We start from the raw sequence: 12,934 nt of genomic DNA, 5'->3' as shown, positions 1-12,934 counted from the left end.
GAAAACGTCGCAAAAACGCGCAACGCGCGCGATTGAACCCAGGAATTCAGTATGAAAAAATCTTTCCGTATCGTGGCTGCTGCGCTCGCGATTGCCGCCATTACGATCGGCTGCTCCGCGCAGGCCGATCAAACAACCGACAAGATCAAGGCCACGCTGCAAACGCGTCTCGCCGACGTGACGATCAAGAGCGTTACGAAGTCGCCGATTGCCGGTCTGTACGAAGTGAACCTCGGCTCGCAGATCGTCTATAGCGACGCAACAGGCGATTACCTCGTGCTTGGCGATATCGTCGACTCGAAGACCCGCAAGAATCTGACTGAAGCGCGTCTGTCGGATACCAACCGGATCGACTTCGCGAGCCTGCCGTTCGGGAACGCGGTGAAGGTCGTGAAGGGCAACGGCGCGCGCAAGATCGCCGTGTTCTCGGACCCGAACTGCCCGTACTGCAAGCAGCTCGAAACCACGCTCAAGTCGATCGATAACGTGACGGTCTACACCTTCCTGTACCCGGTGCTGTCGCCGGATTCGACGGCCAAGTCCAAGTCGATCTGGTGCTCAACTGACCGCGCGAAGGCATGGGAATCCTGGATGCGGGATCATCAGGCGCCGACGGCAGCCGGTACCTGCGACACCGCTGCGATCGACAAGAACCTGGCGCTCGGCCGCGCGATGAATGTCGAGGGCACGCCCACGGTATTCCTCGCCGACGGCCGCCGCCTGCCTGGCGCGGTGCCGGCAGACCGGCTGGACAAGGAAATGTCCGCTGTGCGCTGAACACGCATCACCTACGAGCAAAGGAGGCGCAGTAAGCGCCTCCTTTCGCATCAAGCCCCGAACATCCCCGTCTGACATCACCTAATCGCCGCCGATGAAGCCGATCCGCTACACCATCGTTCCCAAGCAACCCGTCGCCCACCTGTTCGAAGTCACCGTCACCGTCGCCGATCCCGATCCGGCCGGCCAGCGTTTCACGCTGCCGGTATGGATTCCGGGCAGCTACATGGTGCGAGAATTCGCGCGCAACATCGTCACACTGCGCGCTTTCAATGATGCGGGTCGCAAGGTGCGTATCGAAAAGACCGATAAGCACACGTGGCAGGCCGCGCCGGTCAAAGGCGCGCTGACGCTGCGCTACGAGGTGTATGCGTGGGATCTGTCGGTGCGTGCCGCGCATCTGGACGACACGACCGGATTCTTCAACGGCACGAGCGTGTTTCTGTCGCCGCTCGGTCATGAAGAGGCGCAGTGCGTGGTCGATATCCAGAAGCCGGAAGGCGCGGATTATCGCAACTGGCGTGTCGCCACCGCGTTGCCGGAAGCGCGCGGCACGAAGCGCTATGGCTTCGGCGAGTATCGCGCGCAGAACTATGACGAACTGATCGACCATCCGGTCACGTTGGGCGAATTCGCCCTGGCCACGTTCAAGGCGCACGGCGTGCCGCACGACGTCGTCATTGCCGGGCGCGTGATCGGACTCGACATGGCGCGCCTGTGCGCCGATCTGAAGCGCATCTGCGAAGCGCAGATCGCGTTGTTCGAGCCGAAATCGAAGAAGGCACCGGTCGATCGCTATGTGTTCATGACGCAGGCGGTCACGGACGGCTACGGCGGGCTGGAGCATCGCGCGTCGACTGCATTGATCTGCAACCGGAGCGATCTGCCGGTGGAAGGCCGCGAGGCGCCCACCGAGAGCTATCGCACCTACCTCGGTTTGTGCAGCCACGAATACTTCCATACCTGGAACGTGAAACGCATCAAGCCGGCCGTGTTCGCGCCGTACGACCTGAACGTCGAAAACTACACGTCGCTGCTGTGGCTGTTCGAAGGCTTCACCTCTTACTACGACGACCTGATCCTCGTGCGCAGCGGCCTGATTTCGCAGGACGACTATTTCGGCATGCTCGGCAAGGTAGTGGGTGGTGTGCAGCGTGGCAGCGGCCGCCTGAAGCAGAGCGTCGCGGAAAGCTCGTTCGACGCGTGGGTCAAATACTATCGGCAGGACGAAAACGCGCCGAACGCGATCGTCAGTTACTACACCAAGGGCTCGCTCGTCGCGCTTGCCTTTGATCTGACGATTCGCGCGCAAACCGGCAACCGCAAGTCGCTCGACGACGTGATGCGTCTGCTGTGGCAGCGTTTTGGGCGCGACTTCTATCGCGGCAAGCCGGTTGGCGTCGATGAAAGCGAGGTCGAAGCGATCTTTGCGGAAGCGACCGGTGCCCAGTTGGGCGAACTGTTTGCCGAGGCCGTGCATGGCACGCGTGATCTGCCGCTCGATACGTTGCTCGCGCCGTTCGGCATTTCGCTCGCCCCCGATCTGGACAAGAACGGCAAGCCGGCGCTCGGTGCGCGCGTGCGTGGCGGCGCCGATTGCACGCTGGTGTCGGTGCATGATGGCAGCGCTGCGCAAAAAGCCGGGCTCTCGGCTGGGGACGTGCTGATCGCGATCGACGGCCTGCGCGCCACCGGTGCGAATCTTGACGCGCTGCTTGCGCGCTATCTGCCGGGTGCCAAAGTCGAGATTCACGCGTTCCGCCGCGACGAACTGCGCGTCACGCAACTCAAGCTGGACGGGCCTGAGGTGGCGCGTTACAAGCTCACGGTGAGCGACAAGCGCCCCGCCGCGCGCAAGGCTCGCGAGCGCTGGCTGGCGAGCTGACCGAAACCCGGGCCGCCGTCAATCGGCGGCTCGGGGCGGCGGATTGTTCTACCCATGCAACAATCCTTCGCTGCCGGATGGCTTTATCCCGGGACGGTAAAAAAACACAATGGCTCCACTCGCGCAACACTGCGCGCCCCTACTGGAGTCAACCATGACCACGATCCTGCAAATCAACTCGGCAGCCCGCTCGCAAGGCGCGAACTCGACGCTGCTCGTCAACGAGCTGACCGCAAAGCTGCAACAATCGAATCCGGGCGCGCAAGTCGTCGTCCGTAACCTGCAAGCTGAACCGCTGCCGCATCTGGACGACGCCGTCCTCGGCGCGTTCTTCACGCCGGCTGAGCAACGCACGCCGGAACAGGCTGCGATCGCTGCACGCAGCGAAGCGCTGATCGCCGAGTTGCAAGCCGCCGACGTCGTTGTGATCGGCGCGCCGATGTACAACTTCGGCATCTCGTCGCAACTGAAGACGTACTTCGACTTCATCGCACGCGCTGGCATCACGTTCCAGTACACCGCGAATGGTCCGGAAGGCCTCGTGAAGGGTAAGAAGGTTTTCGTCGTGTCGGCACGCGGCGGCAAGTATCTGGGCACCCCGAACGACAGCCAGACGCCGTATCTGCAGAGCTTCCTCGGCTTCCTCGGCATGACCGATGTGAACTTCATCTACGCCGAAGGCCTGAACATGGGCCCGGACGCTGCCGAAGCAGCACTGGGCGCCGCACGCGAAGCGATCGCCGCAGCGTAATGCTGCATCCGCCGCGCGATCGCGGTGGAATAAAAAACGCCACGGAGTGTGAACTCCGTGGCGTTTTTTTGCGCTTGCGCTTGCGCAAGCGCTGACGTGATCGGCGTCAGGCCAGCATTTGCGCTTCGTCGGGCAGGCGCCAGTCGATCGGGTCGCGGCCCTGTTTCGCAAGATAGTCGTTAGCCGAAGCAAAATGCCCGCAACCCAGAAAGCCGCGATGCGCTGAGAGCGGTGACGGATGCGGCGCTTCCAGCACGTAATGTGATTTGCCGCCGAGCAACGCGCGCTTGGCTTGCGCATGCGCCCCCCACAGCATGAACACGAGGCCGTCGTGGCGCATCGCCAGTTCATGGATCAATGTGTCGGTGCATTTCTCCCAGCCGCGCTTTGCGTGGCTGGCGGCCGCACCGCCTTCGACGGTCAGCACCGTGTTCAACAGGAGCACGCCTTGCTTTGCCCAAGTGTCGAGGCAGCCGTGACGCGGCGTCTCATGGCCGAGACTCGCGGCAATTTCCTTAAAAATGTTGCGCAGCGAGGGCGGCGTACGCACGTTCGGCGCCACGGAAAACGCGAGACCGTGCGCCTGCGGCGTGCCGCGATCTTCGCCGTGATATGGGTCCTGGCCGAGGATGACAACCTTTACTTCGTCGGGACTGGTGAGGCGCAGCGCGCGGAACACGTCGGCGGGATAAATGGTTTTGCCGGCCGCGCGTTCACCGTCGACGAAACGGCACAGCGGCGCGTAGGCGTCGCTATGGATGAACGGCTGCAGAAGTTCGCGCCATGCAGCGGGCAGGGCGGCGAATTGCGCTTCAAGCGTGGGCGGCGTGTCCGCGGCAGGCGGCTGTGCGATTGTTGCGCCGGCCGGCGTAGCGGCGGTGTCGCCGAACAACGAGGCCTGCGACGAAGGGGAGCGGGTGCGGGAAGCTGAGGTCATGGCGGGGAAGTGTCGCAGCAAACGGGCTGCGGCTCAAGCGGTGTCTGCCGCACGCCGCGGCTCAGCCCGCGCGCAACTGATAACCGCGCTGCGCCTTGCTGATGTTGTCCGGCGCGAGGCCGGCGATCTGCTTGCCGAGTTCCTGCGCAAGCGTGTTGAGTACGGCTTCGTTACCGGACTTCAGTTCGAGTTCGACTTCGGAGATCGGCGCGCGACGGATTTCGCCCTTCACCTCGGCGATAACGTCGCCCTGGTCGATCGCGGCTTCGACTTTCGCGCCGTCCAGTTCCACCTGCCATAGCGTGCGGGTGAAATTCGTGCGGAACAGTTCGATCAGTTCCGGCGTGGCCTGGCGCAAAGCGTCCGCCGCGGTTGGCTCGTCACACTCGCGCAGCAGCGCATCGATCTCCAGCTTTTCGCCCGCTACCGGCATTTCCCATTCGTGACGGCTGTGCAAGCCGTCTTTTGCTTGCCCGACCGTCTTGAAAGTTTGCAGCCAGCCATCCGGCGTGTGGCGCAGACGCAATGCGCTCTTTGAATTCGCCAGGGCCAGCTTCGGCGTATCGAAGTAAATATTCGCCAGTTCGATCGGGCGGCCTTCATTGCCGGTTCGCGCGACAAACCACTGCGTTGCCGCCTCGACTTGCGCAGCCGGCAAAGTCAGTTTGATTTCACGTTCCATGGCCATGGGCTGCTCCGCTCCGTACGCTCGGTGTGCTCAGAAAAACATCCGCGCAAGTTCCACACCCGGCTCGTCCGCCCGCATGAACGCTTCGCCGACGAGGAATGTATTCACGTCCTTCGCCCGCAAGCGTTCGACATCGACGCGCGACAGGATGCCCGATTCCGTGACCACGATACGGTCGTCAGGAATCGAGTCGAGCATGCCGATGGTGGTGTCGATCGAGGTTTCAAAAGTACGCAGATTGCGGTTGTTGATGCCGATCAGGGGTGTTTTCAGCGTGAGCGCTTCCATCAACTCGTTCTTGTCGTGCACTTCAACCAGCACCGCGAGGCCCAGCGAATGCGCGAGCGCTTCGAGGTCCTGCATCTGCGAGGTTTCGAGCGCGGCGGCAATCAGCAGGATCGCGTCCGCGCCCATCGCGCGGGCTTCGACGATCTGATACGGATCGATGATGAAATCCTTGCGCAGCACCGGCAGGCTGCACGCGGCGCGCGCTTCCTGCAGATACGCCACGCTGCCCTGGAAGAACTGCACGTCGGTCAGAACGGAAAGGCAGGCCGCGCCGTGCTTTTCGTACGAACGCGCGATCTCGGCAGGCACGAAATGTTCGCGCAGCACACCTTTGGACGGACTCGCCTTCTTCACCTCGGTGATCACCGCGGCAAGACCTGCTGCGTGTTTGGCGCGCAATGCGCCGACGAAATCGCGGATATCGCGCGACGATGCTTCGAGGCGCAGCTCTTCGAGCGGTGCGCTCTGTTCGGCCGCGCGGACTTCTTCGCGTTTGACCGCGATGATGCGGTCCAGGATGTCGCTCATAAGTGTCTCACTACGTAGTTACTGCTTGAATTGCTGGGTGAAGCGGACCAGCTCGTCCACTTTCGCACGGGCCTGGCCGCTCGCGATCGCTTCGCGCGCCAACTGGATGCCGTCCGCGATCGATGCCGCCACGTTCGCCGAGTACAACGCGGTGCCCGCGTTCAGCGTGACGATTTCACGCGCGACGCCCGGCTTGTTGTCGAGCGCATCGAGGAGCATCGCCTTCGATTCGGTGGCGTCGGCCACTTTCAGCGAGCGGTTCGACACCATCTGCATGCCGAAGTCTTCCGGATGGATCTCGTACTCGTGGACCTGCCCGTCGCGCAATTCGCCGACTTGCGTGGCCGCGCCGAGCGACACTTCGTCCATGCCGTCCATACCGTACACCACCAGCACGTGCTTCGCGCCGAGACGCTGCATCACGCGTACCTGAATGCCGACCAGGTCGCCGTGAAACACGCCCATCAGCTGATTGGGCGCGCCGGCCGGATTGGTCAGCGGTCCGAGAATATTGAAGATGGTCCGTACGCCGAGTTCGCGGCGCACCGGCGCGATGTTCTTCATTGCCGGATGATGGTTCGGCGCGAACATGAAGCCCATGCCGGTTTCCGCAATCGACGCCGCCACCTGTTCCGGCTGCAGATCGATATTGACGCCGAGCGCTTCGAGCACGTCCGCGCTGCCCGACTTGCTCGACACGCTGCGCCCGCCATGCTTGGCCACTTTCGCGCCCGCCGCGGCGGAGACGAACATCGTTGCCGTGGAGATGTTGAAGGTGTGCGCGCCGTCGCCGCCAGTACCGACGATATCGACGAAGTTCGAGTTGTCCTCCACCTCGACGTGCCGGGCAAATTCACGCATCACCGTAGCAGCGGCGGTAATTTCGCCGATGGTCTCTTTCTTGACGCGCAAACCGGTGATGATCGCCGCCGACATCACGGGCGACAGTTCGCCGCGCATGATGAGCCGCATCAGATGCAGCATTTCGTCGTGGAAAATCTCGCGATGCTCGATTGTCCGTTGCAGCGCTTCCTGGGGCGTAATCGACATGATTTCGTCTCTCTTCATCAGGCGTTGCGGTTGGACGTTCTGGCGGACGCGGTCTTCGACTGTTTCACGAAGTTCTCGAGCAGCGCGTGGCCGTGTTCGGACAGGATCGATTCCGGATGGAACTGCACGCCTTCAACGGCCAGTTCCTTGTGCCGCACGCCCATGATTTCGCCGTCGGCTGTCCATGCGGAGACTTCGAGGCACTCCGGCAGCGATTCGCGTTCGATCGCAAGCGAGTGATAGCGCGTCACGACAAAGTGCTTCGGCAGGTCGGCGAAAACGCCTTTGCAGTCGGTTTCGATCGTGCTCACCTTGCCGTGCATGATGGTTTGCGCGCGCACCACGCGGCCACCGAATGCTTCGCCAATCGCCTGATGGCCGAGGCACACGCCGAGAATCGGCATCTTGCCGGCGAATTCGCGCAGCACGTCGAGCGTGATGCCGGCGTGTTGCGGGTTGCTCGGTCCCGGCGACAGGCAAATGCGCTCAGGGTTGAGCTTCGCGATGTCGTCCAGCGTGATTTCGTCGTTGCGATAGGTGCGCACGTCTTCGCCGAGTTCGCCGAAGTACTGCACCAGGTTGTAGGTGAACGAATCGTAATTGTCGATCATTAGCAGCATGGTTTGTCTCCGGTCAGAAGTCGCTATCGAGGCCGTCTTGCACCTGCTCGGCGGCGCGCAAAACAGCACGCGCCTTGTTCTCGGTCTCTTGCCATTCGGACTCGGGCACCGAATCCGCGACTACACCCGCTGCCGCCTGAACATACAGATTGCCGTTCGCAATCACGCCGGTGCGGATCGTGATCGCCAGATCCATTTCACCAGTGAACGACAGGTAGCCGACCGCACCGCCATACAGGCCGCGTTTGATCGGTTCCAGCTCGTCGATCAATTCCATTGCGCGGACCTTCGGCGCGCCGGACAGCGTGCCGGCCGGGAAGGTGGCGCGGAGCACGTCGAAATTGGTGGTGCCGGGCTTCAGTTTGCCTTCGACAGAACTCACGATGTGCTGCACGTGCGAGTACTTTTCGATCACCATCTGATCGGTCACGACCACTGAGCCGATCTGCGAGATACGGCCCACGTCGTTGCGCGCGAGGTCGATCAGCATCACGTGTTCGGCGATTTCCTTCGGGTCGTTCAGCAGTTCGGTGGCGAGTTCCGCATCGCGTTCCGGCGTGTTGCCGCGCGGACGCGTGCCAGCGAGCGGCCGGATGGTGACGATACGGTCTTCACCACGCTTTTCCTGGCGCACCAGAATTTCCGGCGACGCGCCGACCACGTGGAAGTCGCCGAAGTTGTAGTAATACATATACGGCGACGGATTCAGCGAACGCAGCGCGCGATACAGCGAAAGCGGATTGTCGCGGTACGGCTTGGTCAGCCGCTGGCCGACCTGCACCTGCATCAGTTCGCCGGCCGCGATGTATTCCTTCGCGCGGCGCACGGCGGCCAGATAGTCGTCTTTCGCGAATTCACGGTAGGTCTCGGTGCGTACGCTGGCCGACGTGACCGGCGGCTGCACGGTCGTGCGCAAACGCTGGCGCAATTCGCGCAGACGTTGCCTGGCTTTCGTGTAGGCCTCCGGCTGTGTCGGGTCGGAGTAGACCACCAGATACAGCTTGCCCGCGAGGTTATCGATTACCGCGACCTCTTCGGTCAGCAGCAACTGGATGTCGGGCAGGTTCAGATCGTCTTTCGGCGCGCTGTGAGCGAGCTTCTTCTCGATGTAGCGCACGGCATCGTAGCCGAAATAACCGGCCAGACCGCCCGCGAAACGCGGCAGCCCCGGGCGTTGCGCGACTTTGAAGCGAGCCTGGAATTGCTGGATGAAGTCGAGCGGATCGCCCTCATGCGTTTCGACGACCTTGCCGTCCTGCACCACCTCCGACACACCGTTGCGGGTGCGCAGCAGCGTGCGCGCCGGCAAGCCGATGAACGAATAGCGGCCGAAGCGCTCGCCGCCCACCACCGATTCCAGCAGGAACGAGTTCGCGCCGTTGCGCTCGGTTTGCGCGAGCTTCAGGTATAGCGAGAGCGGCGTTTCGAGGTCGGCGAGCGCTTCGGCGATCAGCGGAATGCGGTTGAAACCCTCATTGGCGAGGGACTGGAATTCGAGTTCGGTCATGTTCCGATCCTGTTCATAGGTCCGGCGACAGCGTGCGTCGGACAAAGCGGGGCAGTGCGCGGCCGGTCAGACATGGGGTCGACGTATCGATAGATGATACCGACCGGCGCGAGTTTCCATCGACGCGAACACGGTTTTTTGAGCGCACGACAATGCCTGGTGGGCAGGCGGCGGCTATGGCTAACCGATGCAGCGAAACAATATGATGGAAGAAACGCGTAAGCGCAGCGAAGTAAAAAACGGTTGCCGAAGACGAGCTTCAGCGTACCTCAGGCGAGGTTAGCGCGACCAGCGACGCCAGGGCCAGGCTCCCCGGTCGATGCTAATCAGACTCCGTTTTTTATTCAGAAACATGAGGATGAGGGACTTTTCAGGTCGTGGATTGGTGCGCTGCGATTGCCTTCGCGGCATCGAGCAGCGAGGCAACTATACCATCGGATTTTATTTCTTGTATAGCTCGGCCGTGGTTGTAGCCGTACGGTACGGTGAGCGTGGCCATGCCTGCCGCGCGGCCTGCCAGCGCATCGTTTTCCGAATCGCCGATGGCCACGGTCACGCGCGGCTCAACGCCCAGTTGCTCGGCGGCGGTGAGCATAGGCAGCGGATCGGGCTTCTTTTGCGGCAGACTGTCGCCGCCCAGCACAACGCTGAAGTACTGGCTGAGGCCGTATTGCTGCAGCAATTCGACCGCGAAACGATGCGGCTTGTTGGTCACGCAGGCGAGTTTGATGCCGGCCTCGCGCATGGCGCTCAGGCCGGCTTCCACGTCCGGATACAGGCGCGTATGCAGACCGTTGATCTTCGCGTACTCCGCCTGATAGATCGCGAGCGCTTCGTCGAAGCGGTCCTGCGCGTGGTCCGCCTCGAAGCGCGGCGCCAGCACGCTGCGAATCAGATGCTCCGAACCTTTGCCGACGTAGCCGACTACTTCCTCGCGCGACGTTTCCGTGGCGTCTAGCTGCGCGAGCATGCCGTTCAGGCCGGCGGTGAAATCGTCGGCGGTATCGATCATCGTGCCGTCCAGGTCGATGATCGCGGCTTGCAGGCGCGGGCCGGTGAAGGTCGGGGCAGGGAACGGAGCGGTCATATTGAGTGCGCGATCTCAGTGTTCGCTCAGTGTTCGATATGAGCGAGGGCGGCGCGCATCTTCTCGATCACCGCCTTGTGGTCCGGGGCGCCGAAGATCGCGGAACCGGCCACAAACGTGTCCGCGCCCGCTGCCGCGATTTCCGCGATGTTGTCGACCTTGACGCCGCCGTCCACCTCCAGATGAATCTCGCGGCCGGTCCTTTCCTTGTACGCGTTGATGCGCGTGCGGGCCTCGCGCAGTTTGTTGAGCGCTTCAGGAATGAACGACTGGCCGCCGAAGCCCGGATTGACCGACATGATCAGCACCAGATCGATTTTATCCATCACGTGATCGAGATAGTTCAGCGACGTTGCCGGATTGAACACGAGGCCGGCCTTGCAGCCATGATCTCGGATCAGTGACAGCGTGCGGTCGATATGGTCTGAGCCTTCCGGGTGAAAGCTGATCAGGTTGGCGCCAGCCTTCGCGAAGTCCGGCACGATGCGGTCGACCGGGCGCACCATCAGATGGACGTCGATCGGCACGTCCACGTGCGGGCGGATAGCTTCGCAGACGAGCGGACCGATCGTCAGATTCGGCACGTAGTGGTTGTCCATCACGTCGAAGTGGATCCAGTCGGCGCCGGCGGCGACGACATTGCGGACCTCTTCACCAAGGCGCGAGAAATCGGCGGACAGAATGCTGGGAGCGATACGAAATTGCGTCATGGCGGGGGCGGATGCAAGCGGGAAAACGCCATTTTACCGTTTTGTGCGCCGTTGAACCTGCCAGCGGACGGTTCGCTGCTGGAAGCGGGCGGGTGGTGCTGGATCGAGCGGTGCACGTGACAAAACGCCTGAATGGCCCTTAGCCAGAGGGATTTGTCCGGTTGCGGGCGTGCCGCGCATCAAGCAGAATGCCAAAGCATCAGCGCGGCTTCACATATGCGCCCGCAAAGCATTGGCGTTCGGGCCTTCCCGCGATTTTTCACACCCCCGTTTCACCAGACCGGAATCAGGATGAGCCAGTACGAATTCAGCGTCTCGGCGCAGGTGCAGTATCTGCCCGAAGAGTCGGACCCGGAGCGCCGCCAGTATGCGTTTGCATACACGCTGACTATCCGTAACAGCGGCCAAGTGCCCGCGCAACTGATTGCGCGCCACTGGGTGATCACCGATAGCGACAAGAACGTGCAGGAAGTAAAAGGCCTGGGCGTGGTCGGTCATCAGCCGTTGCTCAAGCCGGGCGAACACTTCGAGTATACGAGTTGGGCGGTGATCGCCACGCCGGTCGGCACGATGCGCGGCGAATACTTCTGCGTGGCGGAGGACGGCGAACGGTTCGATGCGACGGTGCCCGAGTTCATCTTGCGCATGCCACGCACGTTGCATTGAACCGAGCGCGCAAGCCACGGTCTTTAAACAGTTCAGCGCGCGGCTTTACTGCGGTTTTTGCTGCTTGTGCTGTTCACTATTGTTGGCGCGCGCGGCCTTTTTCTTGCCGGACGACGTCCACACAACGATAAAGACGAGCAGGAAGAGCGCGAGGAGCGATTCCAGCGCGAAGATGAGCATCGGGTATTCGTCGAACAGATCAGACATGGCGGTTTCCATCAAGAACGAACATTGTATGCGTTTTGTCCGCACGGCCGGAGCATGGCTCGGCGCGCTTTCGGTTGCAGTACTGCTGGCATCCTGCGGTGGCGGCGGTGCGGTCCGGCCTTCGGTTTCACCGCCTACCGGTGCCGCGATCATACCCGGACAGATCGCGGCGACGCGCCTCACGGCCGTAGCCTGGCAGCAGGTGCCGGGCTGGCAGGACGACTCATTGATCGGCGCGACGGCCGCATTGCGGCAAAACTGCCTGAGACTGGCGCGGCAACCTAACTGGGCTCGCGCATGTGCAGCGGCTTCGCAGATCGACGATCTGGATGTCACCAGCGCGCGGGCATTCTTCGAAGCGTATTTCACGCCTTTCCAGCTAGCCAATAACGACGGCACGCTCGACGGTCTTGTCACCGGCTACTACGAGCCCTTGCTGCGCGGATCGCGGACACGGCACGGCGTATATCAGACGGCCCTGTATCGCTGGCCATCCGGTTATCGCGCGGGTGCGCCGCTGCCGGCGCGTGCGCAACTCGAACGCGCGGGCGTGCTCAACGGTAACGAACTCGTATGGGTCGACGATCCGATCGAAGCGTTCTTCCTGCAGGTGCAAGGGTCCGGCCGCGTCGTGATGGAAGACGGTAGCGTGATGCGCGTGGGCTTTGGCGGCACGAACAACCAACCGTACAAGTCGATCGGACGTTGGCTGCTCGATCGCGGCGAACTGACGCCGGCCCAGGCAACCATGCAGGGCATCAAGGCGTGGGCGCGGGCGAATCCGACGCGCGTTGACGCGCTGCTCGATACGAATCCGCGCTTTGTGTTCTTCCGCGAAATGCCGTCTGGCGAAAGTGTGCCGAGTGGCGGAGCGGACGGCCCGATCGGCGCGCTGGGTGTGCCGTTGACGCCGGAACGCTCGATTGCGGTCGATCCGGCTTCGATTCCGCTCGGCACGCCAGTGTTTTTGCAGACCACCCGGCCGCTGACCAATTCGCCGATGAACCGGCTTGTCTTTGCTCAGGACACGGGTTCGGCGATCAAAGGCGGCGTGCGCGCCGATTACTTCTGGGGCCTCGGCGACGACGCCGGTGATCTGGCCGGCAAGATGAAGCAGGGCGGCCGCATGTGGTTGTTGCTGCCGAATTCCTGACGCGTATGCGGTAGCCGGAGCGGCGGTTTTCTCCAACTGAAAACCGCCTTCCCGGATTTATTCCTTCACTCTCAGGGCAA

14 protein-coding genes are annotated in these 12,934 nt (G+C 62.3%); 5 read left to right on the top strand and 9 right to left on the bottom strand.

Annotation, left to right across the window (positions count from 1 at the left end; translation table 11 throughout):
• Positions 1-51: 51 nt before the first annotated feature.
• The 3 genes from PQR27_RS18545 to PQR27_RS18535 all read left to right on the top strand — a co-directional run bounded on the left by PQR27_RS18545 (position 52) and on the right by PQR27_RS18535 (position 3,413).
• Positions 52-777 (top strand): DsbC family protein, encoded by a 726-nt coding sequence (locus PQR27_RS18545; RefSeq protein WP_408525002.1) that lies wholly within the window; start codon positions 52-54, stop codon positions 775-777.
• A gap of 94 nt (positions 778-871) precedes the next feature.
• Positions 872-2,662, top strand: coding sequence for a M61 family metallopeptidase (locus tag PQR27_RS18540; RefSeq protein ID WP_408525001.1), 1,791 nt, complete (start codon positions 872-874; stop codon positions 2,660-2,662).
• A 154-nt stretch (positions 2,663-2,816) separates the two neighbouring features.
• Complete coding sequence (locus PQR27_RS18535) at positions 2,817-3,413, top strand: FMN-dependent NADH-azoreductase (protein WP_408525000.1); 597 nt, start codon at positions 2,817-2,819, stop codon at positions 3,411-3,413.
• A gap of 106 nt (positions 3,414-3,519) precedes the next feature.
• On the opposite strand, the gene PQR27_RS18530 is transcribed toward PQR27_RS18535, so the two are convergent.
• The 8 genes from PQR27_RS18530 to rpe form a co-directional block, all read right to left on the bottom strand.
• Entirely contained in the window at positions 3,520-4,350 is an 831-nt protein-coding gene (locus PQR27_RS18530) for a uracil-DNA glycosylase (protein ID WP_408524999.1), read from the bottom strand.
• A gap of 61 nt (positions 4,351-4,411) precedes the next feature.
• The gene (locus PQR27_RS18525; protein WP_408524998.1) at positions 4,412-5,038 is read right to left on the bottom strand and encodes a CYTH domain-containing protein; all 627 of its coding nucleotides are present in this window, start codon (positions 5,036-5,038) and stop codon (positions 4,412-4,414) included.
• A 30-nt stretch (positions 5,039-5,068) separates the two neighbouring features.
• A complete protein-coding gene (gene trpC / locus PQR27_RS18520; RefSeq protein WP_408524997.1) occupies positions 5,069-5,854 on the bottom strand; it encodes an indole-3-glycerol phosphate synthase TrpC in 786 nt (261 codons plus the stop codon).
• 18 nt (positions 5,855-5,872) lie between these two features.
• Positions 5,873-6,904, bottom strand: coding sequence for an anthranilate phosphoribosyltransferase (trpD, locus tag PQR27_RS18515; RefSeq protein ID WP_408525518.1), 1,032 nt, complete (start codon positions 6,902-6,904; stop codon positions 5,873-5,875).
• Between the two features lie 17 nt (positions 6,905-6,921).
• Positions 6,922-7,524, bottom strand: coding sequence for an aminodeoxychorismate/anthranilate synthase component II (locus tag PQR27_RS18510; protein ID WP_408524996.1), 603 nt, complete (start codon positions 7,522-7,524; stop codon positions 6,922-6,924).
• A gap of 13 nt (positions 7,525-7,537) precedes the next feature.
• The gene (gene trpE / locus PQR27_RS18505; RefSeq protein WP_408524995.1) at positions 7,538-9,031 is read right to left on the bottom strand and encodes an anthranilate synthase component I; all 1,494 of its coding nucleotides are present in this window, start codon (positions 9,029-9,031) and stop codon (positions 7,538-7,540) included.
• 370 nt (positions 9,032-9,401) lie between these two features.
• Positions 9,402-10,118 (bottom strand): phosphoglycolate phosphatase, encoded by a 717-nt coding sequence (locus PQR27_RS18500; protein WP_408524994.1) that lies wholly within the window; start codon positions 10,116-10,118, stop codon positions 9,402-9,404.
• 26 nt (positions 10,119-10,144) lie between these two features.
• On the bottom strand, positions 10,145-10,828 hold the full coding sequence (rpe, locus tag PQR27_RS18495) for a ribulose-phosphate 3-epimerase (protein WP_408524993.1): 684 nt from the start codon (positions 10,826-10,828) through the stop codon (positions 10,145-10,147).
• Positions 10,829-11,119: 291 nt separating this feature from the next.
• On the opposite strand from rpe, the gene apaG reads away from it, so the two are divergent.
• Positions 11,120-11,494, top strand: a complete 375-nt coding sequence (gene apaG, locus PQR27_RS18490) for a Co2+/Mg2+ efflux facilitator ApaG/CorD (protein WP_408524992.1) — start codon at positions 11,120-11,122, stop codon at positions 11,492-11,494.
• Between the two features lie 45 nt (positions 11,495-11,539).
• Here apaG and PQR27_RS18485 read toward each other — a convergent pair whose 3' ends face one another.
• Positions 11,540-11,701, bottom strand: a complete 162-nt coding sequence (locus tag PQR27_RS18485; protein ID WP_408524991.1) for a hypothetical protein — start codon at positions 11,699-11,701, stop codon at positions 11,540-11,542.
• Between the two features lie 28 nt (positions 11,702-11,729).
• On the opposite strand from PQR27_RS18485, the gene mltA reads away from it, so the two are divergent.
• The gene (gene mltA / locus PQR27_RS18480) at positions 11,730-12,854 is read left to right on the top strand and encodes a murein transglycosylase A (protein WP_408524990.1); all 1,125 of its coding nucleotides are present in this window, start codon (positions 11,730-11,732) and stop codon (positions 12,852-12,854) included.
• Positions 12,855-12,934: the final 80 nt, after the last annotated feature.

Source organism: Paraburkholderia fungorum (assembly GCF_046027215.1).
Lineage (GTDB): Bacteria > Pseudomonadota > Gammaproteobacteria > Burkholderiales > Burkholderiaceae > Paraburkholderia > Paraburkholderia fungorum_D.
Note: the sequence above shows the minus strand (reverse complement) of the source record. Positions and strands in the feature narration are given on the sequence as shown.